Origin of the sequence: Pseudomonas sp. PICF6, assembly GCF_009831705.1 — a bacterium.
Lineage (GTDB): Bacteria > Pseudomonadota > Gammaproteobacteria > Pseudomonadales > Pseudomonadaceae > Aquipseudomonas > Aquipseudomonas rhizophila.
This window is the reverse complement of the sequence record NZ_WUUD01000016.1, coordinates 261,242-285,975: the sequence shown is the minus strand read 5'-3', so window position 1 is coordinate 285,975 and position 24,734 is coordinate 261,242. Positions and strand designations below refer to the sequence as shown.

The following is a 24,734-nucleotide window of genomic DNA, read 5'->3' as shown; positions in this document are numbered from 1 at the left end:
ATGAATCAGGACAATCTGATCGAAGTGCGCGACTTGGCCGTGGAGTTCATCGTCGGCGAACGTCGGCAACGGGTGGTCGAAGGCGTCAGTTTTGACATCAAGCGTGGCGAAACCATGGCCCTGGTCGGCGAAAGCGGCTCAGGCAAGTCGGTGACCGCCCACTCAATCCTGCGGTTGCTGCCCTACCCGTTGGCCCACCATCCAAGCGGGACCATCCAGTACGCCGGCCAGGATTTGCTCGGGTTGAAAGAAAAGACTATCCGCCACATCCGGGGTAACCGGATCGCGATGATCTTTCAGGAGCCGATGACGTCCCTCAATCCGCTGCATTGCATCGAGAAGCAGATCAATGAAGTGCTGGGCATTCACAAGGGGCTGTCCGGTAAGGTCGCTACCCGTCGCACCTTGGAGTTGCTGGAACTGGTGGGCATCCCCGAGCCGCACAAGCGCCTCAAGGCCCTGCCCCACGAACTGTCCGGTGGCCAGCGCCAGCGAGTGATGATCGCCATGGCCCTGGCCAACGAACCAGAGCTGCTGATTGCCGACGAACCGACCACGGCACTGGACGTCACCGTCCAGCTGAAAATCCTCGAATTGCTCAAGGATTTGCAGGCGCGGCTGGGTATGTCGCTGCTGTTGATCAGCCACGATTTGAACCTGGTGCGAAGAATTGCTCATCGCGTATGTGTCATGCAGCGCGGTTGCATCGTCGAACAGGCATCGTGCGAAGAGCTGTTCCGCGCGCCGCAGCATCCGTACACTCGGGAACTGCTGGCCGCCGAGCCCAGCGGCAACCCGGCGACCAACGTGGTCGGCCCGCCGCTGTTGCAGGTCGAGGACCTGAAAGTCTGGTTCCCGATCAAGAAAGGCCTGTTCAAACGCACGGTGGACTACATCAAGGCCGTGGACGGTATCCGCTTCAGCCTGCCCCAGGGCCAGACCCTGGGTATCGTTGGCGAAAGCGGCTCCGGCAAGTCCACCCTGGGGCTGGCGATCTTGCGGTTGATCGGCAGCCAGGGGGGGATCCGCTTTGAAGGCAAGCAGCTGGACTGCCTGTCGCAGCAACAGGTCCGGCCACTGCGCCGGGAGATGCAAGTGGTGTTTCAGGACCCGTTCGGCAGCCTGAGCCCACGGATGTGTGTAAGCCAGATCGTCGGCGAAGGCCTGCGGATCCACAAGATCGGCACCGCAGCCGAGCAGGAACAAGCGATAATCGCGGCATTGAAGGAGGTAGGCCTGGATCCGGAGACTCGGAACCGCTACCCCCATGAATTTTCCGGAGGGCAGCGGCAGCGTATCGCCATTGCCCGGGCCCTGGTGCTCAAGCCGGCGTTGATTCTGCTGGATGAACCGACGTCGGCCCTGGACCGTACCGTGCAACGCCAGGTGGTGGAGCTGTTGCGGTCGCTGCAAACCAAGTACAACCTGACGTACCTGTTTATCAGCCATGACCTGGCTGTCGTCAAAGCGCTGAGCCACCAGTTGATGGTGGTCAAGCATGGCCAAGTGGTCGAACAAGGTGATGCCCGCAGCATATTCGCCGCGCCGCAACACCCCTATACACAGCAGTTGCTGGAGGCCGCTTTCCTGGCCCCAACAACTGCCGAATAACCTGAAAGAGGAGCAACACATGGGTTTTCTCGCCGGTAAGCGCGTACTGATCGTCGGTGTCGCCAGCAAGCTGTCCATCGCATCCGGCATCGCCGCCGCCATGCATCGCGAGGGCGCTGAGCTTGCCTTCACTTATCAGAACGACAAACTCAAGGGTCGCGTCGAAGAGTTCGCACAAGGCTGGGGCTCGAGCCCTGAGCTGTGCTTCCCGTGCGACGTGGCCAGCGATGAAGAAATCGCCAAGGTTTTCGAAGAACTGAGCAAGAAGTGGGACGGCCTGGACTGCATCGTGCACTCCGTGGGCTTCGCCCCGGGCGATCAACTGGACGGCGACTTCACCGAAGCCACCACCCGCGAAGGCTTCCGCATTGCCCACGACATCAGCGCCTACAGCTTTGTGGCCCTGGCCAAAGCCGGTCGTGAAATGATGAAAGGCCGCAACGGCAGCTTGCTGACCCTGTCGTACCTGGGCGCCGAGCGCACCATGCCGAACTACAACGTGATGGGTATGGCCAAGGCTTCCCTGGAAGCAGGCGTGCGTTACCTGGCCGGCTCCCTGGGCCCGGATGGCACCCGCGTCAACTGCGTATCGGCCGGTCCAATCCGTACCCTCGCCGCTTCCGGCATCAAGAACTTCCGCAAAATGCTGGCCGCCAACGAAGCGCAGACCCCGCTGCGTCGCAACGTCACCATCGAGGAAGTCGGCAACGCCGGCGCCTTCCTGTGCTCGGACCTGGCCTCGGGCATCAGCGGTGAAATCATGTACGTGGACGGCGGCTTCAACACCACCGCCATGGGTAACATCGAAGAGTAATCTTCACGTCACATCCGCTGCGTAAAAACGCCGCTTGTCCTGAAAAGGGACAAGCGGCGTTTTTTATTCCGCTCTGGTCATGGCGGCGGGTCAGCTTGAATTCGTTGAGGTCGAAGAACAGCAGTGTTGCCGGACGCGACAGGCGCTCGCAAACGCTCAGCGCATGCTGGGCCAACGTCTTGAAACCACGTCGATTGGACAGCAAGGTCAGTTCGTCCATGCTCGCCATCTGCACAGCAATCATTTCCTGCTCGGCCATGCTGGCCAAGTCGCGCAGCAGTTCGCGTTCTTCGTCATTGAGCTTGCGCGGCTTGGTGTCCAGCAAGCACAGGGTTCCAAGCTTGCTGCCGTCATCCAGTGCCAACGGCTGCCCGGCGTAGAAACGAATGCCGGGTTTATCGGTGACAAACGGGTTGTCGCGAAACCGCTCGTCCTGCTCCGCGTCGCAAACCTCCAGAATCTGATCCTGCAAAATGGCGTGTGCACAAAATGAAACGTCGCGTCCGGACTCACTGGCGTCCAGGCCCGCGTTGGACTTGAACCACTGACGGTTGGCATCCACCAGCGACACCAGCGCAATGGGCACATCGAACAAACGCCGGGCAAGGCGAGTCAGGCGGTCGAAGCGCTCCTCGGGCGCGGTGTCGAGCAGCTTGAGCGAGTGCAGATTCTTGAGGCGAACGGCTTCGTTATCCGGTTTACCTGGCGCAGGCATCGGGAACTCCATCGAGAGGGCTTGTTGAAGTCTAGCCCAGGCCCACTCCCCTTCAAACCAATGCGTCAAATCAAACAGGCATTTATCGACAGGGCCTAATACACTGCGACACAGGTTCAAGACGAGGACGCCGACCGATGAAGCCCGCCCCCCATGATGCCGCCCCACGTTTCTGGCGTGATGCAGCGCTGCCCTTCATCGAAGCCCGGGGCATCACCGATGGACGCAAGGTCTGCTATTCGCGTCATTCCCATGACCACTTTTCCATCGGGGCTATCACGGCCGGGCGCAGCACCTACCTTCATGAGCAATCGAATTTCCAGGTAGAGAGCGGTACGGTCGTATTGATGAACCCCGGCGATGTCCATGCGTGCAACCCGATCAATGATCAGCCATGGTCGTATGTAATGCTGTACGTCGACACCCAGTGGCTGACGGACTTGCAGCGCCGAATCGGCTTTGACGAGACCCTGGGTTTTCAGGGCTTCGCCACCACCCACAGCCGCGACATCGAGCTGTTTGCCGCCTTACAGGGTTTGTACGGCCAACTGGTGGATGAGCGGATCGACATCGCCCGCAAACACGCCGCCGCCGAAGCGTTTTTCATCGACCTGCAACACCGGCTCAACCCAGCCGGGCGCCCGGACCGTGGCAGCCACCCGGGATTGATGCGAGCGGCGCAGTTTATCCATGACCATTGCAGCGAGGCCTTGAAACTTGAAGACATCTGCGCCGCCGCACAACTTTCGCCGTCGTACCTGAGCCGGGCCTTCAAGCGCCATTACGGCATGACGCCCCATGCTTTCCTGGTCAATCGTCGGATCCAGTTCGCCCGTCGGCAGTTACGCGAAGGCAAGCTGATTGCCGATGTCGCACTGGACAGCGGGTTTGCCGACCAGGCGCATTTCCAGCGCGCCTTCAAACAACACCTGGCCGCCACCCCGGGCCAATATCGCGGTTGATACCCGATCCTGCTTTCGCGGGGATGGCTCAAGGCAACAACAAATACACCGCACTGACCACCAGCAACGCCGCCATCGTCCGATTGAACAGGCGCATGGTCGCCGGGTTGCCCAGCCAGACCCGCAGAAAACTGCCGGCATAGGCCCAGCAGCCTACCGAGAGATAACAGATCACCAGGTAGATAGCCGCAAACTGCCACACCAACCGCGCCTCACCATCGGCCACGAATGCTCCCATCCCGGCCACACAGGCCAGCCACGCCTTGGGGTTGAGCCACTGCATCAACGCGCCGTAAAACATCGACGGCGCCCGCTCCTCGTCTCCGGCGCCCAGCTGCCCGTTGTCCATCGCCAGTTTCCAGGCCATGAACAACAGAAAACCCACGCCCCCCAGTTGCACCACTCGCGTGAGGCCGGGCCAGCGCTGCAGCACTTCGTGCAACCCCAGCCCCATCAACACCAGCAGCAAGACAAACCCCAGGGTGGCCCCGGCCACGTGACGCAAGGTGGCACGAAAGCCGAATCGCGCCCCGGAACTGAGGGCTACAATATTCACCGGCCCGGGAGTGATGGACGCGACCAGTGCAAACGCAGCCATGGAAATAATCAGACTCATTGCATACCTTCTTCATGTCCGTGAGGTGGCGTTCAAGGTAAATTGCACGCCACTGGCGGTATTGAACAAAACTGCCCAATGACGACGACTCACCGCGCGCCGTGCGAACAGGTGCTGTTTCGGGCTTTTTTTTTACGCAAACTTTACGCAGCGTCCGGTCAACGAAATCGATACTGGGCGGCTCATTCTTTCAGGCGTGTTTTATGTCCCTTGCGGCTGTGCGGTTTATCGGATTCATCCTCGGCATTTTCCTGATCACCCTGGCCGCGAGCATGGCAATCCCGCTTCTCACGCTGATGGTGTACGAGCGAAACGATGACCTCTCGGCGTTCTTGTGGTCGAGCCTGATCACCTCTGTCTGCGGCATCTTGCTGGTAGCACGTGGTCGGCCAGAGCACATACAACTGCGTCCGCGGGACATGTACCTGCTGACCACTGCCAGTTGGGTGGTTGTCTGCACCTTCGCCGCCTTGCCGATGGTATTTATCCAGCACATCAGCTACACCGACGCATTCTTCGAGACGATGTCCGGCATCACCACCACCGGCTCGACCATCCTCACCGGCTTGGACAATGCCTCCCCGGGCCTGCTGATCTGGCGCTCGATGTTGCAGTGGCTCGGAGGGATCGGCTTCATCGGCATGGCGGTGGCCATCCTGCCGCTGTTGCGGGTCGGCGGCATGCGACTGTTCCAGACCGAATCATCGGACTGGTCGGAGAAAGTCACACCGCGCTCCCATGTGGCGGCGACCTACATCCTGTGGCTCTACTTAGGCTTGAGTGCCCTGGCCGCCCTGGCCTTGTGGCTGGCGGGCATGACACCTTTCGAAGCGATCAACCATGCGATGACCATGATTTCCACCGGAGGGTTCTCCACTTCGGATTCGTCCTTGGCCAACTGGTCTCAACCGGCCATCCACTGGATCTCGGTGATTATCATGATCGCCGGCGCACTGCCCTTCACCTTGTATGTCGCCACGTTGCGCGGGAACAAACGAGCGTTGCTGAGGGATCATCAGGTCCGTGGATTCCTCGGATTCCTGGTCATTACCTGGCTCGTGGTGGGCACCTGGCTGAGCCTGAACAGCGACTACGCCTGGCTGGACGCGGTGCGCATCGTAGCCGTCAACGTGACTTCGGTGGTCACCACCACCGGTGTGGCGCTGGGTGACTACTCGCTATGGGGCAGCTTTGCCCTGCTGCTATTTTTTTACCTGACGTTTGTCGGCGGTTGTTCGGGATCCACCTCCGGCGGGCTGAAGATTTTTCGTTTTCAGGTGGCCGGCGCCTTACTGATGGGCAGTTTGAAACAACTGATCCATCCGCGGGCGGTGATTCAGAAAAAATACAACAAGCACCCCATTGACGAAGAGATCGTCCGTTCGCTGCTGACGTTTTCTTTTTTCTTCACCATTACCATCGGCGCTATCGCCCTTGGGCTTGCGCTGATCGGCCTGGACTGGACGACGGCCCTCACCGGTGCCGCCACGGCCGTGTGCAACGTCGGGCCAGGGCTGGGCTCGATCATCGGACCGGCCGGCAACTTCTCCACCTTGCCGGATGCGGCCAAATGGCTGCTGACCATTGGCATGCTGCTGGGTCGTCTGGAGATTCTGACCGTGCTGGTGTTGTTCACGCCGGTGTTCTGGAAGTATTGAGGCGGATGAAAATTCACTGTCGATTTTCCGGTGGAGCCATCCCGGGCCTGGCTCTATGCTCCTCCCATGAACCTACACGACTCGCTGCTCCCACCCCATGCCGAGATGGTCCGCGCCATGCTCGAACGAGACACCGCCTACGAGGGGGTGTTCTTCACGGCGGTCAAGACCACCGGCATCTTCTGTCGCCCCAGCTGCACGGCGCGCAAGCCGAAGCCGGAAAACGTCGAATTCTTCGCCCACGCTGACGAAGCCATGTCGGCCGGATATCGAGCCTGTCTGCGTTGCAAGCCGCTGGATGCCGCCGCCATCGCGCCGGCCTGGATCCAGGCGCTGCTCAAGGCGGTGGACGCCGAACCCGACCTGCGCTGGACCGATGCCTTGTTGCTGGAACAAGGCATTGAACCGCTGAAGCTGCGGCGCTGGTTCAAGCAGCATTTCGGCATGACCTTCCATGCGTACCTGCGCACTCGACGGCTGGGCATCGCCCTGGGGGGCATCAAAGAAGGGATTTCCATCGACAATGCGGCCTTTGACTCAGGCTACGAGTCCCTGAGCGGATTTCGTGACGCCTTCGTGAAGTCTTTCCACATCACACCGGGCCGCGCCGCCCACAGCGAACCCCTGCTGTTCACCCGCCTGACAACGCCACTGGGGCCGATGCTGGCCATGGCCGAACGGCGCGGCCTGGTGTTGCTGGAGTTCCTCGACCGCCCGGCCCTGACCCGGGAAATCGAAGAGTTGCAACAACGCTACGGCTATACCGTCGCCCCGGGGCACAATCCCCACTTGCAACAGATCGAAACCGAACTGGCCGACTATTTCGCTGGGAAGCTCACCTCGTTCAGCGTGCCGCTGCATATGCCCGGCAGCGCCTTCGCCGTCCGGGTCTGGGCTGAACTGGAAAAAATCCCCTACGGCGAAACCCGTAGCTACGGCAACATCGCCACTGCCCTCGGCAGTCCTGGTGCCAGCCGTGCGGTGGGACTGGCCAACGGCCAGAATCGCCTGGCCATCGTCATCCCCTGCCACCGGGTGATCGGTGCGGATGGCTCGTTGACCGGCTATGGTGGCGGGCAGCCACGCAAGGCTTTTCTGTTGCGGCTGGAAAAAGCTGCGGTGCAGGTGTCCCTGCCACTGGCATTCTGATCTGCCTGCCGAGTGAACACCTGATGCCTGTCCCGTACCACGATGCGAGCACCTTTCTGGCAAGCCTCGACGAAGACTGGCGCCGTCATGTCGAGATGATCGGCCCTTGTCTGCTGCAACCCAAACCGGCCCGCGACCCGTATGAAGCACTCGTCCGGGCGATTGCCTATCAACAATTGCATGCTAAAGCCGGCGATGCGATTCTCGGTCGCTTTCTGCGGCTGTTTCCGGGAGCGATATTCCCCAGGCCTGAGCAGATCCTGGCGACTGACTTCCAACAGATGCGCGACTGCGGATTTTCCGCCAGCAAGATCGCGACCATACAGGGCATCGCTCAAGCGACGCTGGACGAGGTGGTGCCGGACTACCCCGCGGCGCTGGCCATGGATGATGAGGCCTTGATCGAACGCTTGATCACCCTGCGCGGCGTCGGACGCTGGACCGTGGAGATGCTGCTGATCTACAGCCTGGAGCGACCCGACATCCTGCCGGCGGATGACTTTGGAGTGCGTGAGGGGTATCGGCGGCTCAAGGGTTTGGACGTCCAACCGACGCGCAAACAGATGGTTGGGATTGGACAGGCGTGGAGCCCACATCGGACGGTGGCGGCGTGGTATTTGTGGCGGGTGCCCGGTCGCTAGAGCGCGTCATCGTTCATCGCGAGCAGGCTCGCTCCCACAGGGATTTCGGTGTTTGTGTTCACTGAAGATCAAATGTGGGAGCGAGCCTGCTCGCGATGGCTGCCGCATGGCCGGCCTGAATTCAGCTGTCAAAAAATGCCGACCGTCTAGGCTGTCCTGAGCCACTTCCCAATTGCCAACCGGAGGTTCTCATGCAGCTCGAAGGATCCTGCCATTGCGGCGCGGTGTCGTTCAGCCTCGACAGCGCCCACCCCTACCCTTATCAGCGCTGCTACTGCTCGATCTGTCGCAAGACCCAGGGTGGAGGCGGCTTTGCGATAAACCTGGGGGGCGATGCCCGGAGCTTGAAGGTACGCGGTCGCAAGCACATCTCGATCTATCATGCGCGGCTCAGGAATGACGGGGATAAACGCGCCCACCGCAGCAGCGCCGAACGGCATTTCTGTTCCCTTTGCGGTTCAGGCTTGTGGCTGTTCAGCCCCGAATGGCCTGAGCTGATCCACCCGTTCGCCTCTGCCATCGACACGCCGTTGCCGGTACCGCCTGAGCACACCCATCTGATGCTGGGCTCCAAGGCGCCGTGGGTGGAAGTCGAGGCGCACGCCGGCGATCAGCAGTTCGAGATCTATCCCCAGGAGTCCATTGCCCAATGGCATGAGCGCCTGGGTTTGAGCGATTAAGGATGTAGAGCTGCGTGAGGCCTCATCGCGAGCAGGCTCGCTCCCACAGGGATTTTCGGTGTACTCATTACTTGTGTTCACTGAAGATCAAATGTGGGAGCGAGCCTGCTCGCGATGGCGTCAGGGCAAACAGCCCTATACCGCAGGCACACCACTGTGGAAGCGAAACTCCACATCCGGCGATTCAATCAGCGCCTGCTCGGCGTCACGAACCTTGTCGATCACCTGGGCGATGTCCTTGGCGTCGCCATACTGGTAGGCCAGTTTCAGGTAGCCCTGGAAATGCCGGGCTTCGCTTTTGAGCAAACCGAAATAGAACTTGCCCAATTCTTCGTCCAGGTGCGGCACCAGGGCCTCGAAACGCTCGCAACTGCGGGCCTCGATGAAAGCGCCGACCACCAAAGTGTCCACCAGTTTGACCGGTTCGTGGCTGCGGACCACTTTGCGCAGCCCCGAGGCGTAACGCCCGGCAGAGAGCTGGCGCAAGCCGACCTTGCGTTTTTTCATCAGGCGCATCACCTGTTCGTGATGCACCAGTTCTTCCCGGGCCAGACGTGACATCAGGTTGATCAGGTCAACGTGGGAGTGGTACTTGGCGATCAGGCTCAGGGCGGTGCTGGCGGCCTTGAATTCGCAGTTCTTGTGGTCGATCAGCAGCGTCTCCTGGTCGGCCAGCGCCGCCTGGACCCAGGCATCGGGAGTGCGGCAACCAAGGAATTCATGAATTTCGGGAAGGATCATGGGGCTCACGGAAAAAGAGAGTCGAGCGAAGGGCGCCGATTATACCGGCCTGCCTCCAGACCACCAGCCACCGCCGTTGATATGCATCAAGTCGACGACTGCCATACAACAACTATAGTTGAGCAACGCCATGCCTTTTTATTGCTGGAGACGCCGATCATGCAAGCCATTCGCAGCATTCTGGTGGTCATCGACCCCGAACATTCGGAAAGCCTCGCGCTCAAGCGCGCCAAGCTGATTGCCGGTGTCACCCAGGCCCACCTGCATCTGCTGGTGTGTGACAAGAAGCATGACCATGCCGGCATGCTCAGCGTGCTGAAGGCCGCGTTGCTGGCCGACGGCTACAGTGTCACCACCGAACAGGCCTGGAACGAAAGCCTGTACGAAACCATCATCGACGTACAGCAGGCCGAAGGTTGCGGCCTGGTGATCAAGCAACACTTTCCCGACAGCCCGCTGAAAAAAGCCCTGCTCACCCCGGCGGACTGGAAATTGCTGCGCCATTGCCCGACTCCAGTGCTGCTGGTGAAAACCGCCGGTTCCTGGAAAGACAAAGTGATCTTGGCCGCCGTCGACGTGGGCAATGCCGACGGCGAGCACCGCCACCTGCACTCCACCATCATCGATCACGGCTACGACATTGCCATCCTGGCCAAGGCGCACCTGCACGTGATCAGCGCCCATCCCACACCGATGCTGTCCTCCGCCGATCCGACGTTCCAGCTCAAGGAAACCATCGAGGCCAAATACCGCGAACAATGCCGGGCGTTCCAGGCTGAGTTCGACATCGACGACCAACACCTGCACATCGAAGAAGGTCCGGCGGACGTCCTGATTCCATACATGGCACGCAAGCTGCAGGCAGCGGTGACAGTGATCGGCACCGTGGCGCGTTCCGGGTTGTCAGGGGTCTTGATCGGCAATACCGCCGAAGCGGTGCTCGACACGCTGGAAAGCGACGTGCTGGTGCTCAAACCGCAGGAGGTCGAGGATCATCTGGTGGAGCTGGCGGTCAAGGACTGACACCCCCCGCCACAAAAGCCATCTCCTTCAGCCGCCAATGGCATCCTTCAGGAAGCCCGGCGCGATGTAGCGCTGGTAATGGGCTTCGGACAGCAGGAAGAATTCCCGATCAATGGCGTCGCGCAGGTCCGGCAGGTCCCAGTCGCGAAATTCGGGCATCAGCACCATGCCGTAGGCTTCCAGGTTGTTGATCACCCGCGCGCCACGGGCGATCAATTGATAAGCCCAGCAATATTCCGACTGGTGCGGCACAAAACGAATCTTGCGTGTTTCCAGTTGCTGGCGCAGCAGCGCAGGATCAAAAACCTCCAGTTTGGCCACCATCACCTGGACCAGCAACTGCTCAAGCCGCATCCACACCGCGCGTTTTTCGTCCTCGTTATAGCCGTTCCAATGAATCACTTCATGGTGGAACCGCTTGCAGCCACGGCACACCAGGTCACCGTAGACAGTGGAGCAAAGGCCGACGCAGGGGGTCTTGATGAGCTGGTTGGGCATAAGGAAAAACACACGCAAAAGCAGGACAGGCCGGCATGTTAGCCCTTTGTCTAAGATTGATCACCCCTCAAACTTCAGGGGCCAACTTACGTTTATTTTTTTTTTGCCGTAGAATCAGCCAGCCTTTTAAGGCGCCAATGTCCGTTAGAAGCTGTTTTCAAAGCGTCACGAGCACAGTCGTTCCTTCAGAGCGGTGTTGGCCGAGGGTCTTTCCAGCGGGGAAAGCCCAACGCCAACCCTCATCAGCTCCCCGTTCTGCAGGCGTAAAACTTTGAAAGCAGCTTCTGTGAGGAACTCGCGGAAACTCTGGCGTGGTGGCTCAAAAAGCCTCCGACGCGCATGAGTACCGTGGGTTTCTGGATGAGCGTCCCGGACACCCATTTGGGACCACTGATGAGGGTAATAACTGTGCTTGAAGCCTACCGCAAACATATCGAAGAGCGTGCAGCACTGGGTATCGTTCCCCAGCCGCTTAACGCCGAACAAACCGCAGGCCTGATCGAGCTGCTGAAGAATCCTCCGGCTGGCGAAGAAGCTTTCCTCGTTGACCTGATCACCAATCGCGTTCCGCCTGGAGTCGACGAAGCCGCCTACGTGAAGGCCGGTTTCCTGTCCGCCCTGGCCAAAGGCGAAGCCCAATCCCCTCTGCTGGACAAGAAGCGCGCCGTTGAACTGCTCGGCACCATGCAGGGCGGCTACAACATCGTGACCCTGGTGGACCTGCTGGACGACGCCGAACTGGCGCCCGTAGCCGCCGAAGAACTCAAGCACACACTGCTGATGTTCGATGCCTTCCACGACGTGGCTGAAAAAGCCCGCAATGGCAACGTTCACGCCAAGGGCGTGCTGCAATCCTGGGCCGACGGCGAGTGGTTCAAGAACCGCCCCGTGCTGGCCGACAAGATCAGCCTTCGGGTGTTCAAGGTTACCGGCGAAACCAACACCGACGACCTCTCCCCGGCTCCTGACGCCTGGTCCCGCCCGGACATCCCACTGCACGCCCTGGCCATGCTGAAAATGGCCCGTGACGGTATCGTGCCGGATGAACAAGGCAAGACCGGCCCGATGAAGCAGATCGAAGAGATGCGCGGCCAGGGCTTCCCGATCGCCTACGTCGGTGACGTGGTCGGTACCGGTTCGTCACGTAAATCAGCCACCAACTCGGTGCTGTGGTTCTTCGGTGACGACGTGCCTTACGTGCCGAACAAGCGCGCCGGTGGTTTCTGCTTCGGCAGCAAGATCGCCCCGATTTTCTACAACACCATGGAAGACGCCGGCGCCCTGCCGATCGAATTCGATGTGTCCAACATGCACATGGGCGACGTGATCGACCTGTACCCGCATGCTGGCAAAGTCTGCAAGCACGGCACTGATGAAGTCCTGGCCACCTTCGAAATGAAGACCCCGGTCCTGTTGGACGAAGTGCGTGCCGGCGGCCGTATCCCGCTGATCATCGGTCGCGGCCTGACCGAGAAGGCACGTGCCGAGCTGGGCCTGCCCGCTTCGGACCTGTTCAAGAAGCCGGAAGCCCCGGCCGAAAGCACCAAGGGTTTCACCCTGGCGCAGAAAATGGTCGGCAAGGCCTGCGGCGTGACCGGCGTTCGTCCGGGCACCTACTGCGAGCCGAAGATGACCACCGTGGGTTCCCAGGACACCACTGGCCCGATGACCCGCGACGAATTGAAAGACCTGGCGTGCCTGGGCTTCTCGACCGATCTGGTGATGCAGTCCTTCTGCCACACCGCGGCCTATCCAAAGCCGATCGACGTGACCACCCACCACACCCTGCCTGACTTCATCATGACCCGTGGCGGCGTGTCCCTGCGTCCGGGCGACGGCATCATCCACAGCTGGCTGAACCGCATGCTGCTGCCGGACACCGTCGGCACCGGTGGCGACTCCCACACCCGTTTCCCGATCGGTATCTCGTTCCCGGCCGGTTCTGGCCTGGTGGCGTTCGCCGCCGCCACTGGCGTCATGCCGCTGGACATGCCGGAATCGATCCTGGTTCGCTTCAAGGGCAAGCTGCAACCAGGCGTCACCCTGCGTGACCTGGTTCACGCCATCCCTTACTACGCGATCCAGAAAGGTCTGTTGACCGTCGAGAAGAAAGGCAAGAAGAACGCCTTCTCCGGCCGCATCCTGGAAATCGAAGGCCTGGAAACCCTGACCGTCGAGCAAGCGTTCGAACTGTCCGACGCCTCGGCCGAACGTTCGGCTGCCGGTTGCACCATCAAGCTGTCCAAGGAATCGATTGCCGAATACCTGCAATCGAACATCACCCTGCTGCGCTGGATGATCGGCGAAGGCTACGGCGATGCCCGCACCCTGGAGCGTCGTGCCCAGGCGATGGAAGCCTGGCTGGCCAACCCGGAACTGCTGGAAGCCGACAAGGACGCCGAATACGCCGAAGTCATCGAGATCGACCTGGCCGACGTCAAGGAGCCTGTGCTCTGCGCGCCGAACGACCCGGACGATGCCCGCCTGCTCTCCAGCGTCGCTGGGCAGAAGATCGACGAAGTGTTCATCGGTTCGTGCATGACCAACATCGGCCACTTCCGCGCTGCCGGTAAGTTGCTGGAACAGGTCAAGGGTCAGTTGCCAACCCGTCTGTGGCTCTCGCCGCCGACCAAGATGGACGCTCACCAGCTCACCGAAGAAGGCTACTACGGCATCTACGGCAAGGCCGGTGCACGGATGGAAATGCCAGGCTGCTCGCTGTGCATGGGTAACCAGGCACGCGTGGAACCGAACTCCACTGTGGTATCGACTTCGACCCGTAACTTCCCGAACCGTCTGGGCGACGGCGCGAATGTCTACCTGGCTTCGGCCGAACTGGCATCCGTGGCGTCTATCCTGGGTCGCCTGCCGACCGTCGAGGAGTACATGGAATACGCCGGCAAGATCGACAGCATGGCAGCGGACGTGTACCGCTACCTGAGCTTCGACCAGATCGCCGAGTTCCGTGAAGCGGCTGCCAATGCCAACATCCCGGTCGTTCAAGCCTAAGGCTTCAACGCTCGACTAAAAACGCCGCCCTTCTTGCGAGGGGCGGCGTTTTTTTATGCCTGTTTTCGATGCAACCTGAACTGACGCCATCGCGAGCAGGCTCGCTCCCACAGAGACTTGTGGTGAATGACGAATCTATGAACACCCAAGACTCCATGTGGGAGCGAGCCTGCTCGCGAAGACGGCAGCACATCCAACATCAATGCAAGCTGACCCACCGCTTTCGCGAGCGCGCTCGCTCCCACAGGGAATCCGGTCAGGATGTCAGGGAATAGACCAGCGCGGTAATTGCCACCACCCCTACCAGCGTCACGAACACATTGGACGCCTGGCCGCGGTAACGGGCCATGGCCGGGACCTTTTGGATGGCGTACATCGGCATCAGGAACAGGATCGCCGCGATTACCGGGCCGCCCAGGGTTTCGATCATGCCCAGGATGCTCGGGTTAAGGGTGGCGACGATCCAGCACACTACCAGCATGAACGCTGCGGTCAGACGGTTCAGGGTCTTTGCCGCCGGACGTCGACCGCTCTTGACGATCAGGCCCTTGAGGCCTTCGCTGGCGCCAATGTAATGCCCCAGGAAGGACTTGGAGATCGCCACGAACGCAATCAATGGCGCGGCAAAAGCGATGGTCGGATTGCTGAAGTGGTTGGCCAGGTACGACAGGATCGACAGATTCTGCGCCTTGGCCTCGGCCAGTTGCGACGGGGAAAGCGTCAAAACACAACTGAACACAAAGAACAGCACCATCACCACCATCAGCACATGGGCGCGCGAGAGGATCTGCGAGCTGCGCACTTCGGCGTTATCGCCATGGCGACGCTTCTGATCCACCGCAAACGCCGAGATGATCGGCGAGTGGTTGAACGAGAACACCATCACCGGAATCGCCAGCCACAAGGTATGCAGCAGCGCCGAAGGTTCAGGCAGCGTGGACGCTGTGGTCAGGATGCCACCGTTCCAGTGCGGGATCAGAAACACCGCCAGGAACAGCAACGCTACGATAAACGGATAGACCATCAGGCTCATGGCCTTGACGATCGCCTGCTCCCCGCATCGCACCACTGCCAGCAAACCCAGAATCAACACCAGCGACAGCACCACCCGAGGTGGCGGCTGGATATGCAGTTGATGCTCCAGGAAGCTGCCCACCGTATTGGTCAGCGCCACGCTGTAGATCAGCAGGATCGGGAAAATTGCAAAGAAGTACAGCAACGTGATCAGTGCACCGGCCTTGATACCGAAATGCTCCTCCACCACGTCAGTGATGTCCGCGCCTTCACGGCCGGACAACACGAAACGGGTCAGCCCCCGGTGGGCGTAGAACGTCATGGGAAAGGCTAGCAACGCCAGGATCAACAACGGCCAGAAACCGCCGAGGCCGGCGTTGATGGGCAAAAACAAAGTACCTGCACCGATAGCGGTGCCAAACAGGCCCAACATCCAAGTAGTGTCATGCCGCCCCCACTGGCTGAGCGTAGCTGGGGCTGTCGTTTCAAAGCGTTCTTCGACGCTAGTGGCCTGATCATTCATCCGGTCGGATCTCCGCATTCCGGTCACATGCACCCGACCAGGACGAGTCGGAAAACCCCGACAGGCAGCGCCCTGGCCGAAACAGGGGCGCGATTGTCCGGGATTAACGAGCAGAAGCAAAGACTTAGCTGAGGAGCGGTTGTGAGGACGGTGCATCTGCGGCAAATAACGCCGGGGAATGAAGCCGCCGACCTATCGCCTTTTTGCGCCAACTCCTACACTCAGAACAGATGAAACAGTTACCAGCGCAGGATAAGCCATAATGCACAAAACCCTGTGGGAGCGAGCCTGCTCGCGATAGCGATGGAACAGCCAGCCATGGTATTTCCTGAGACACCGCTATCGCGAGCAGGCTCGCTCCCACAGGTTTTTCGTCAGTCCTATTGCCCACAGGAGCACAGCATGACCGCAACCGTTCTTGTACTGGTTGAAACCGTCAACGAATACCTGCCGATTCTTGAGCGTCAGGGCTATCACTTGGAGTTGGCGCCAACGCCTGCCGAGCGCAAGACGGCGATTTACGAACATGGAGAACGGTTCAGCGCGGTTCTGACCCGCGGTCCCCTGGGTTTGACGGCCGAGGAAATTGCCGCCCTGCCCAACCTGAAAATCATCTGCGTGATCGGCGCCGGCTACGAGCAGGTGGACCTGCAGGCCGCCCATCAGCGCGGCATCGTGGTGACCAATGGCGCCGGGGTCAATGCGTCGTCGGTAGCCGACCATGCCATGGCGCTGTTGCTGGCGTTGGTGCGCGATATCCCCCATTGCGATGCCGCCCTGCGACGGGGCGAATGGCCGAGGAGCGCGCGCCCTTCCCTGGCCGGTAAGCGGCTGGGCGTGTTGGGCCTTGGCGCGGTGGGCATGGCGATCGCCAAACGGGCCGCCCTGGGCTTTGACATGAGTGTCAGCTATCACAATCGCCGGGTACGCAACGACGTGCCCTACACCTTCTGCGCCACGCCCACGGAACTGGCGCGGGTCTCGGACTTCCTGATCGTCGCCACGCCAGGCGGCCTGGATACCCGGCAGTTGATAAACAAGCAGAGCCTGGATGCGCTCGGTCCAAAAGGATTTCTGGTGAACGTCGCCAGGGCCAGCGTGGTTTCCACCGCCGATCTGATCAGCGCCCTGGAACAACGGCGAATTGCCGGAGCGGCCCTGGATGTGTTCGATCACGAGCCCGAAGTGCCGCAGGCGCTGAAGAACCTGCCCAACGTCGTCCTCACACCCCACGTGGCAGGCCTGTCGCCGGAAGCCACCCGCGCTATGGTGGAGTTGGTGGGCCAGAACCTGACCGCGTTCTTTTCCGGCAAACCGGTACTGACGCCGGTGCGCTTGCCCGACGAGGAGCGTTAGAGAACGCCCAATAGCGTCCACACGCGCCGGGATTCGGCATCGGCACTGATCAGTTCGCCCAGCAGCTCGTTCAACGGTTTGTTGCCCCACTCCACGCCGCGCCGGATCAAATAGGGCACCGGACTGTGGGGTTCGGTGCGAGCCAGGTAGCCGGCGATGACCAGCAACTGGCGATAGGCTTCCTCGCGGCTGGCCGGCTCCTGAAAAGCCAGGGTTGCCGCGGCGCCCACCTGCGCTGGGGCGGTTTGCGGCGTCACCGGCGGTGGTGCTTGCGCCGGCACGACGGTGGGTTGCTGTGGGTTCATCGCAATGAACTCCTCTATCAATGTCAGCAAGGCCTGTATCACGTCCTGCAGGGAGGAATAGCCTGGGGCCTGATCGCCCAGGTAGGCATCACTCCAGGCTTCGAGCCGTTGCAGGTGCTGCAGGCTCAGCATCAGGCTGCCCTGGCGATGCAGCCAGAACGACAATGGCGTGGTGCGAATCAGTTCGCTGAGTTTTTTCTGGTCGTTGCGCGCCGCTTCCGCCGAGGCCTTGGCGTTTTTACTGTCGTTGACCAACACCTGCTGGCGCTGCAAGCGTTGCCAGTCGGCCAGGCAGAAACCGTCGAAATCAGGGTCCCGGCCATCGAACAAGGGCACCCGTGTCAGTAACACTTCGCTGTAGCGACGGGCCAGCCACTCCAGCGGAATGACCCGCCACGACGGGTCACCGTCATCGGCCCGGGGATACAGTTGCTCGGGGTAACGCTCACACAGACCCGCCACCAACGCCAGGCTGCCCGGCAGTCCTTCCAGCCCGGTCAGGTGTAACCAGGCCTCCCCCAGCCACGCGCTGATCATCAAATCCTTGCTGCGCTCGAGCAGCAACGCAGTGGCGAGTCTTTCCAGTTCCGGCCATTGGGCACGCTTGATCGACGATTGCCACACACCTGTGGGCAGGCTGGTGTCGTCCTCCCGGCGCAACTCGCGCAACTGGTCGAACTCCGGCTCGTAGCGCAGATCCTGGCCACAGGGCGATTCGGCGCTGATCGGCTCAAGCAACCGGGGGATGAGTTCGGGCAAAGGGGATATCGGCAAACTCACAAGCCCTCCTCGCGGGTTGCGATGGCGGTGCTCGATGAGGTCGCCATGAAAGGTGAACGGGGGGCCTGGGTCGGCAGCGGCGCAATCGACAGCGGCAGCTTCGAACCCTGGCTCATCAGCGACAAACGCAGGAACATCTGGGTCTGTTGCGCCGTGGTCGCCTGGGTCTGGGCCGTCACGGGCAGTTGCAGGGTCAGCGGGAAGTCGGTGTAGTCGGCGTTCGGCTGGCGCTGGCTCGACACCAGTGAGCGCATCAGGCGCAGCAACGCCCACGGCCCCTGATACTCCCAGCCGGCTTCCAGATCGCGCACCACCAGGTCGGGTTGCAAGGGGTCGTTGGCCGGACGCTGGTAACCGTTACGGGCCCAGCGCAGGGTCAAACTCACCGGTTGCCCGACCATCCAGCGCAGGTTCTGCCCGGTTTCACCTGGGTAACTGATCTGTTGGTTGCCGGCGTTCAGCCCCCAGGCGATCACCTGATCCGCGCCGCGTTCCTGCTCGCGATCGGTTCGCCAGCGCACGTCCATTTCCACGCCGAGCAAGCCACTCTTGTCCCGCACGAACAGCGGCCCGAGCCAGGCACCGGCCTGTTTCAAACGGTTGAGAAAATCCTCCGCCGCCAATCGCTCCGGCGTCCGGCTCAACGCCAGTCCGGCCTGTGCCTGAGGCAGCCGCGTGTCGATCAGCTCCAGCAGGCGCTGGACCCGCGCCGGGTCGGCATCGCTGGCCCGCACGTCCTGGGAAAACGGAAAGCGCCCGGCCAGGTACTGATTGAAATAATTGGCCAGGTCATTCCAGGCGGTCGCCGCCTGGTTCTGTTGTAGATACAGGCAGCGCTGCAAGGCACTTTGTTGCAGCGTAACGGTGCGCACGGCCAGGTCGCCACGTCCGCCGGGCAGGCTGGACGTTTGCAGTATTTGCGCGCAGGACGTGGTGTCCATTTCGATGAAATCGCGGCTTACCAATTGCTCCAGTTGGGCAGCCGCACTGGCCGGGTTCTGGTTCTTGTATTTGAGCAGTTCGTCGTTGAGCGCCATGAACCGGGCGACCTGATCATGCTCCAGGGCCGACAGGTTGTCCTGCTGGACAATCAGCCATTCCAGCGCAGGCATACGATGCTCGGCGATCTGTAGCATGGCGCCGAACTGCTGGTTGAGGTTCAGCTTCAAGTCCTGAGGATCAGTGGCGCCGTACAACTGCAAGCCGAAGTTCTTCGAGCCGTCCCAACGCTGGACATCGGCACGTTGGGTGAACAGTGGCTGGGCGTCGATTTCGTTCAGGCCGCTCTGGATCTGCGCCAACGCGCGGCGGTTGAGCAGGCGCTGAAAACGAATCGCCAGATCGCTGCGCTTCACATCCATGAAAGCTTTTTGCAGGGCAACGGCCTGGGAGGTCTGCACATTGAAACTCATGCCCGGTAGCGGTTGCTCGCTGTCATCCAGACTCAGCCACATGGCCCGCGCCGCCGCGCTTTCAGCAGCCTCCATCAGCGCCCCACGATAATCCGGCGGGATGCGCGGCAGTTCTTCATTGGCGTAGCTCTGGTAGCTGGCGAAGTAGTTCAAGGCAACGCTGAAATCGTCGCTGTCACCCCGGCCCATCGAGTCGGCGTTACTGTCCGACGGCGCCTTCTGCATGGCCAATGCCACGAAGTCACGCTTGAACAGCGCTTGTACCGCGCCGTCCAGCGCCGTGACATGCTCCTGCAACACCAGCAAACCGCTGCCCTGCTGGACCAACAGATTGTCCCTGGAACCGGTCTGGACGATCCACTGGTCGCGAAAGCTCTGCTGCAATTTTGCCGCCTGGCTCTGCAGATCCTGCTCAAGATCCGGCCCCAGCAGCGTGCTGTGGCCCACCTTGTCCATCAACTGGGTGTAACCGGGCACCAGGTCCTGCCCCTTACCGCGGCCCCAGGCCGAGTTGGTCAGGCTGACGAGCCTTTGCAGGTCATCGACCAACGCCATCAGCTCTTCGAGTTCGCTCAAGGAGTTGCCGCCGCCGGCCTCAAGCCGTTGTAGATGCAGCTTCAGGTAACCGGCCTGACGCACGAAGTTGTCCGCCAGAAAGTAATGATCCAGCCAGCGCTGCATCAGGCCCATGAAGTTATCGGCAATCACCGGGCGCGCGGCGTTCAGGTCCAGGCCTTTCAAATCGCTATTCTGGGCATCGAACAGCACCCGATTGTAAAAACGCGCCCGGCTCAAGGTCCCGGTGTTGAGGTTCAACGACAGGGCGTTGTTGCTCAGTTGCACCAGCTCGTCCAACGGTGCCTTGGGGTTGTTCACCGCCTGGCTGAACATCTGGTTGTGCTGTTCCAGGCGCACCGCACGCTCAACCAGGTCCTTGGCTTTCACGTAACTTTGCCATTGCGCCGGATCTTCGCTTTCCACGTTGCCGCGCCGCTCGGTATTGCGGATGCCCTTGAGTTGTTCGAGGTCCGAGACCAGCAGGTCACGCAGCGGCAATATCCAATGATGGCGGGCGGTCATGCGCAAGCCGTTGTCCAGTTGTACGTCCACGGCGGAGAACCAGGAAGTCGGAAACACCACCGAGACGAAACGCCAGCGCGGGGCTTTTTCCAGCACGTTCCAGTAGTTCTGCACGTTGTGCCGAGTCGGCTCCAATTGCGGCTTGTCGGGGTCGACCACGACATGGTTTTTGTGCGCGCTGAGGACCAACCGCGACAAGCCCTCGGCTTGCTCGACCGAATCGTGCCAGACCCAGACCATGCTCCCCAGCCAGACCACGCCGACCACCAGCGCCACCCCACCGCCCAGCCGATGCCAGCGCTGGCGCAAGCGCAGCAGGCGTGGCACCGGCTGGGCCAGGCCCCGCTCGGCCACCAGCCGGCGCGACCACAATTGCCGAGCGAACACCGTCTGGCGCAAAACGCTGTCGCTGGCGGTCAACCCATCGCCGGTGACGGCCGGCGCCTGGCTGGCGGTGAAATACACGCCACGAAAGCGCGGTGCCTCGCCTTGCGCGTTGCCCTGGAAAACCGGTTCCAGCAGCAGCTGCATGGCGCGCCGCAACCCTTCGAAACGCTCCGGCAACCCATACAGATCGCTGCTCAACTGCCCCGACAGCGCGCCGATTTCGATGATCGACTGGGACAATGCGGCGTTGACCTGATCCAGCGCCTGATCGCTCCATTGCGATTGCCACGCCGCCTCGGGCGAATATGGCGACGACCAGCCCAGCGTCGATTCCCGCGCCTGGGCGGGCAAGGCGCTGACCAGTTCCTGGAACCCCGGCAGTTCTTCCATCCCGGTGATCACCACGTACACCGGCAAGCTCAGACCGAACCGTTGCAAGAGGTCGATGAAACAGCGCCGGACCTTGAGACTCAGCTCGGTCGTCTGCTCGATGTCATCGAGCTTGCCGAACGGCACAGTCCAGATCACCGCATCCAGCGGCCGTCTGCTGCGCAGGCGCAGAATCAATCCCAACAGGCGCCACCAGTTGCCCCGCTGCATGTTCATGCCCTCATCGGGCAAAAACAGCGCCTGGGGCACCACCAGCACCGCGCCTTCGGCATCCGACCACCAGCGGCCGAACCACGCCGCCTTGTCTGTCGGCTGCAAACGCCACTGGGCGCACAACTGCGCGCCATCGGCCTCGTTGCCCAGCATCAACAACCAGGGCATCTGATAGCGGTCCCGAGTGCCTTGCTCCTGCTCCATGTGGCGCACCGCGCCATAGAAGCTGCGGATAGCCGCGCCGCCCTGGGTGCGCAGCCACCAGATCGCCGCCGCAATCAGCAGCACCGCGACAATGGCGAGCAACACCAGGGCGACGATGCTCAAGAGGCTCATGAGTCCTGCTCCTGAACCACCGACTCGTTCAGTTGCAGCACCGGTTCAAGCTCTGATTGGATGTCACGCCAGAACACCTGCCCCAACCCGGTCAGCAGCAACACCATCGCCAGGATCACCAGGCCCAGGCGCAAACCGTCCGGCAACGACTGTTGAGCCGGGACACGTATCGGTGTGGCCGCCGCAGACATCGCCAGGCGCTGGCTGACATCGACATAATCGGGCTCGTGCTGCCAGGCGAACGTGAACAGCGCCACCCGCCATTTTTCGTGCTGGACCTGACCGGGCTCGCCCCGCAATCGGCCCTGAAAACCGAGAATCAGACACTGCAGGTACACGTTGGCCAGGTCCCGGGTGCCGGGCATCTGCTCATCGAGCAGTTTCTTGATGGCAGCCGGCAACCGTTCGCCGGCCTGACGGCTGGAGTACATGCGCGACTCGAGGGGATGCTGCTGCCAGGCCAGTTGTCCCGGCCATGGGGTGAACAGCAAGGTCTCGTCCACCAGCGCCACGAAGGCGTAGACCAATGCCTTGACCTGCTCGGTGGCCGCATCGCCCACGGTGGCAAAGGCCACCCGCCACAACCGCTGGGCGCTTCGACCGGAAAACTCCACCACCCGGCTGACCAATACCGCGGGGTCGCTGTCCTTGGGCAGGTCCTGCCAGTCCTGGGACCACTTCAGCCAAGCCTGACGAAACGCACTGCTCAGCGGTGCCTCATGCAGACTCCGAACCGCCCCGCCACTTCCGTCAGGCATACGACTCCCCTTTTACGATCAGGCGCTTTCACCGGCTTGCGCCACAAACAACACCACTTGCCACGGACTGCTGGCCTGATGCGAGGCCGGCGCTACGATGTGCAACGGCAATTGCCCATCGAACCATTGCCCGCTGGCGGCCACCACGAACAACCGGGTGTCGTCACCCACGCTGTAGGCCACCTGTTCGTTGCGGCTCATGGCCTGATGGGGCAGACCGCTCATGCGTTGGCGACTCAACAACGGGATGTGCGGCGCCGACGCGATGATCGCCCCGCGCAACCACTCGGCCGCGGCTTGCTCACTGGCGCCGTTGGGCATACGCAGGCCGATCACCAGGCGCTGGTTCGGCTGGTCGTCGGGCAACTGGATCGAGAACACCTGGTCATCGCGCTCGAAGGCCAGGCTGCGATAACCGGCGCGGACCAGCTCCAGGGTGTTTTCCAGCCAGTCCAGCAGCGGCTCATAGCCGCGTTGCAACTCAAGAAAATCCAATGGCGCAAAGGCCGGGACACCGGCCAGCGGATCGAGCGCCGCCCAGCTGCCGGCCAGCCCCAACAGCAGACCATGCAAGGCCTGGGGTGTCGCCACCCGAGTGTTCAGCGCGCCTTCGACTTCCGGCAAACGCGCCCACAACGCAGTCAATTGACGGCGAATCTCCATGGCATCGTCCTGGTTACCGGCCGCTTGGGCCTGACGCAGGCGCCCGGCCAGGAACAGGCATTTCTCCCGAGCCCTGGCACACAGCCCGGCCACTCGCCGACCAAGAATTGATTCCGGCAACAGGATCGGCGTCGGCGGTGTGTAGGCCACCCGCAGGAAACCGCCGCCCTCCTTGCGGATGCGCAACAGCGGCAGGCAGATCGAGTCGGCCTTGCTCAGTTGTGTGCACAGCCGAGGGTTCGGCCGCCACACCGTGATGGACTCGGGGAACTCGCCGCTGGTGAGGTCCGGCAAGGCGTCACCCACTACCGATTGCAGCCGGCCCTTGAGCGGCAGTAATTGCCCGGCGCGCCAGAGCGGACTGATGGCCAGGTACACGGTCACCGTCGCGTCGTCGGTCTTGTTCACCGCTTCGGTGATGTCCAGCTCCAGGGTCGGCCCGACCCCGGCCTGCACGTTGACCGGCAACCCGTCCGGCAAGGTGCCCTGCAGCTGCAACAGCCGGACCTGGCCGGCACTGAGAGCCGAAGGGTCGACCTCAAGCTGGCTGACACCCCAGAACCAGGGGTTGCAGGCGCCGGCAAAATGCGCGGCCAGGGCTTCGGCGCGCAGGCCTTGCAATTGGAAGTGCTGGGGCAGCAACTGCATGCCCTCGTGCCAGCAAACCGCGTCAGGTAACAGACTCATACGACTCCCTTCGACATCCCAATGACGCCGCCCCTGGGCGGCCCGCGGTCACTCAAGGCTGACTGGCAAGTTGGCCATCGTTCACCAGGGTCATCTCACGACTTTCGAACTTCAGCCAGGCCTTACGCTGATCGTCCAGCCGAAGCCGGTGGGCTCCGGGAGTGTTATAGCTGGCGAAGACCAAAAGTCCAGCGGCGCGCCTGCCCTCCAGAGGGAAGGGTTGGCGGTCGATGAATTGCCCCGGCACCAGCTCCAGCCCCCACACCGACATGAGTTGACGATAGTCGCGCTGGAACTGTTCGCGCTCGGCAAACCACTGGCGTGCGCTGATTCCCGAAAGCTGCTTGAGCAGATCCGGGTCGTTCACGGCGACAAAATCCACTGCGATGGGTGTGTCGTCATTGGCTCGGGGCGCGACGTCCAGGGTCAAACTGTCGAGGTCGACACTGGGAGCAAACAGCGAACAACCGGTGAGCGCGACGCTCAAAAAAAATCCGGAAAAAAGAACACGCAAAATGAATCTTCCTTTTCTCAGCGGTCAAAAATTGTTTTTGCTTGCATTTTTATAGACCTGTTCTAGCGTCTTGGGTAGTTCGACCCACACAGTCGAATGCACCAGGTTCGTCAAGGGAATGACAGGTCTACTGCCCTCCATTTGCAACCTGCGGATCAGCAAGGGAATGCGATGAGCGGGCCCCCCGATGCATTGCTCC

19 protein-coding genes and 1 pseudogene are annotated in these 24,734 nt (G+C 61.4%); 10 read left to right on the top strand and 10 right to left on the bottom strand.

Annotation, left to right across the window (positions count from 1 at the left end; translation table 11 throughout):
- Together GSM73_RS09085 and fabI are read left to right on the top strand one after the other, a co-directional pair.
- Complete coding sequence (locus tag GSM73_RS09085) at positions 1 to 1,611, top strand: ABC transporter ATP-binding protein (RefSeq protein WP_076384417.1); 1,611 nt, start codon at positions 1 to 3, stop codon at positions 1,609 to 1,611.
- A gap of 19 nt (positions 1,612 to 1,630) precedes the next feature.
- On the top strand, positions 1,631 to 2,425 hold the full coding sequence (gene fabI / locus GSM73_RS09080; RefSeq protein ID WP_003202751.1) for an enoyl-ACP reductase FabI: 795 nt from the start codon (positions 1,631 to 1,633) through the stop codon (positions 2,423 to 2,425).
- Between the two features lie 94 nt (positions 2,426 to 2,519).
- Here fabI and GSM73_RS09075 read toward each other — a convergent pair.
- A pseudogene (locus tag GSM73_RS09075) lies at positions 2,520 to 3,140 on the bottom strand (GAF domain-containing protein); the annotation flags it as partial.
- Between the two features lie 137 nt (positions 3,141 to 3,277).
- Between GSM73_RS09075 and GSM73_RS09070 the strand changes: the two are divergent.
- Positions 3,278 to 4,102, top strand: a complete 825-nt coding sequence (locus tag GSM73_RS09070; RefSeq protein WP_107322353.1) for an AraC family transcriptional regulator — start codon at positions 3,278 to 3,280, stop codon at positions 4,100 to 4,102.
- Positions 4,103 to 4,130: 28 nt separating this feature from the next.
- On the opposite strand, the gene GSM73_RS09065 is transcribed toward GSM73_RS09070, so the two are convergent.
- Positions 4,131 to 4,718 carry a LysE family translocator gene (locus tag GSM73_RS09065; RefSeq protein WP_047225755.1) on the bottom strand — a complete coding sequence of 196 codons (588 nt, stop codon included), beginning with the start codon at positions 4,716 to 4,718 and terminating at the stop codon, positions 4,131 to 4,133.
- Positions 4,719 to 4,921: 203 nt separating this feature from the next.
- Between GSM73_RS09065 and GSM73_RS09060 the strand changes: the two genes are divergently transcribed.
- The 4 genes from GSM73_RS09060 (at position 4,922) to GSM73_RS09045 (ending at position 8,846) form a co-directional block, all read left to right on the top strand.
- Positions 4,922 to 6,376: a TrkH family potassium uptake protein gene (locus GSM73_RS09060; RefSeq protein ID WP_076384415.1), complete on the top strand. Its 1,455-nt coding sequence runs from the start codon at positions 4,922 to 4,924 to the stop codon at positions 6,374 to 6,376.
- 66 nt (positions 6,377 to 6,442) lie between these two features.
- A complete protein-coding gene (locus GSM73_RS09055) occupies positions 6,443 to 7,525 on the top strand; it encodes a bifunctional transcriptional activator/DNA repair enzyme AdaA (RefSeq protein ID WP_047225752.1) in 1,083 nt (360 codons plus the stop codon).
- Positions 7,526 to 7,548: 23 nt separating this feature from the next.
- Positions 7,549 to 8,166 carry a DNA-3-methyladenine glycosylase gene (locus GSM73_RS09050; protein ID WP_160892250.1) on the top strand — a complete coding sequence of 206 codons (618 nt, stop codon included), beginning with the start codon at positions 7,549 to 7,551 and terminating at the stop codon, positions 8,164 to 8,166.
- A gap of 191 nt (positions 8,167 to 8,357) precedes the next feature.
- Positions 8,358 to 8,846, top strand: a complete 489-nt coding sequence (locus tag GSM73_RS09045; RefSeq protein WP_160892248.1) for a GFA family protein — start codon at positions 8,358 to 8,360, stop codon at positions 8,844 to 8,846.
- 135 nt (positions 8,847 to 8,981) lie between these two features.
- On the opposite strand, the gene GSM73_RS09040 is transcribed toward GSM73_RS09045, so the two are convergent.
- Positions 8,982 to 9,587 carry a tRNA-(ms[2]io[6]A)-hydroxylase gene (locus GSM73_RS09040; RefSeq protein ID WP_076384407.1) on the bottom strand — a complete coding sequence of 202 codons (606 nt, stop codon included), beginning with the start codon at positions 9,585 to 9,587 and terminating at the stop codon, positions 8,982 to 8,984.
- A 159-nt stretch (positions 9,588 to 9,746) separates the two neighbouring features.
- On the opposite strand from GSM73_RS09040, the gene GSM73_RS09035 reads away from it, so the two are divergent.
- Positions 9,747 to 10,610 carry a universal stress protein gene (locus tag GSM73_RS09035; RefSeq protein ID WP_047225748.1) on the top strand — a complete coding sequence of 288 codons (864 nt, stop codon included), beginning with the start codon at positions 9,747 to 9,749 and terminating at the stop codon, positions 10,608 to 10,610.
- Positions 10,611 to 10,637: 27 nt separating this feature from the next.
- Here GSM73_RS09035 and GSM73_RS09030 read toward each other — a convergent pair whose 3' ends face one another.
- Positions 10,638 to 11,108 carry a DUF1289 domain-containing protein gene (locus GSM73_RS09030; RefSeq protein WP_047225747.1) on the bottom strand — a complete coding sequence of 157 codons (471 nt, stop codon included), beginning with the start codon at positions 11,106 to 11,108 and terminating at the stop codon, positions 10,638 to 10,640.
- Between the two features lie 408 nt (positions 11,109 to 11,516).
- Here GSM73_RS09030 and acnB point away from each other — a divergent pair, with 408 nt between their 5' ends.
- Positions 11,517 to 14,117, top strand: coding sequence for a bifunctional aconitate hydratase 2/2-methylisocitrate dehydratase (gene acnB, locus GSM73_RS09025; protein ID WP_047225746.1), 2,601 nt, complete (start codon positions 11,517 to 11,519; stop codon positions 14,115 to 14,117).
- 256 nt (positions 14,118 to 14,373) lie between these two features.
- On the opposite strand, the gene GSM73_RS09020 is transcribed toward acnB, so the two are convergent.
- Complete coding sequence (locus GSM73_RS09020; RefSeq protein WP_160892246.1) at positions 14,374 to 15,654, bottom strand: serine/threonine transporter; 1,281 nt, start codon at positions 15,652 to 15,654, stop codon at positions 14,374 to 14,376.
- Between the two features lie 402 nt (positions 15,655 to 16,056).
- On the opposite strand from GSM73_RS09020, the gene GSM73_RS09015 reads away from it, so the two are divergent.
- Positions 16,057 to 17,010: a 2-hydroxyacid dehydrogenase gene (locus tag GSM73_RS09015; protein ID WP_160892244.1), complete on the top strand. Its 954-nt coding sequence runs from the start codon at positions 16,057 to 16,059 to the stop codon at positions 17,008 to 17,010.
- Here GSM73_RS09015 and tssA read toward each other — a convergent pair.
- The 5 genes from tssA to GSM73_RS08990 are packed head-to-tail and all read right to left on the bottom strand — an operon-like array spanning position 17,007 to position 24,535.
- Positions 17,007 to 18,095 carry a type VI secretion system protein TssA gene (gene tssA / locus GSM73_RS09010; RefSeq protein ID WP_160892242.1) on the bottom strand — a complete coding sequence of 363 codons (1,089 nt, stop codon included), beginning with the start codon at positions 18,093 to 18,095 and terminating at the stop codon, positions 17,007 to 17,009. The two genes, GSM73_RS09015 and tssA, sit on opposite strands and share 4 nt — an antisense overlap.
- Complete coding sequence (locus tag GSM73_RS09005; RefSeq protein ID WP_160892240.1) at positions 18,092 to 21,913, bottom strand: type VI secretion protein IcmF/TssM N-terminal domain-containing protein; 3,822 nt, start codon at positions 21,911 to 21,913, stop codon at positions 18,092 to 18,094. The genes tssA and GSM73_RS09005 overlap by 4 nt, the downstream gene beginning before the upstream one ends.
- Entirely contained in the window at positions 21,910 to 22,671 is a 762-nt protein-coding gene (locus GSM73_RS09000; protein ID WP_160892238.1) for a DotU family type IV/VI secretion system protein, read from the bottom strand. The genes GSM73_RS09005 and GSM73_RS09000 overlap by 4 nt, the downstream gene beginning before the upstream one ends.
- An 18-nt stretch (positions 22,672 to 22,689) precedes the next feature.
- A complete protein-coding gene (gene tssK / locus GSM73_RS08995) occupies positions 22,690 to 24,021 on the bottom strand; it encodes a type VI secretion system baseplate subunit TssK (RefSeq protein WP_139049925.1) in 1,332 nt (443 codons plus the stop codon).
- 52 nt (positions 24,022 to 24,073) lie between these two features.
- Positions 24,074 to 24,535, bottom strand: coding sequence for a type VI secretion protein (locus GSM73_RS08990; RefSeq protein ID WP_160892236.1), 462 nt, complete (start codon positions 24,533 to 24,535; stop codon positions 24,074 to 24,076).
- Positions 24,536 to 24,734: the final 199 nt, after the last annotated feature.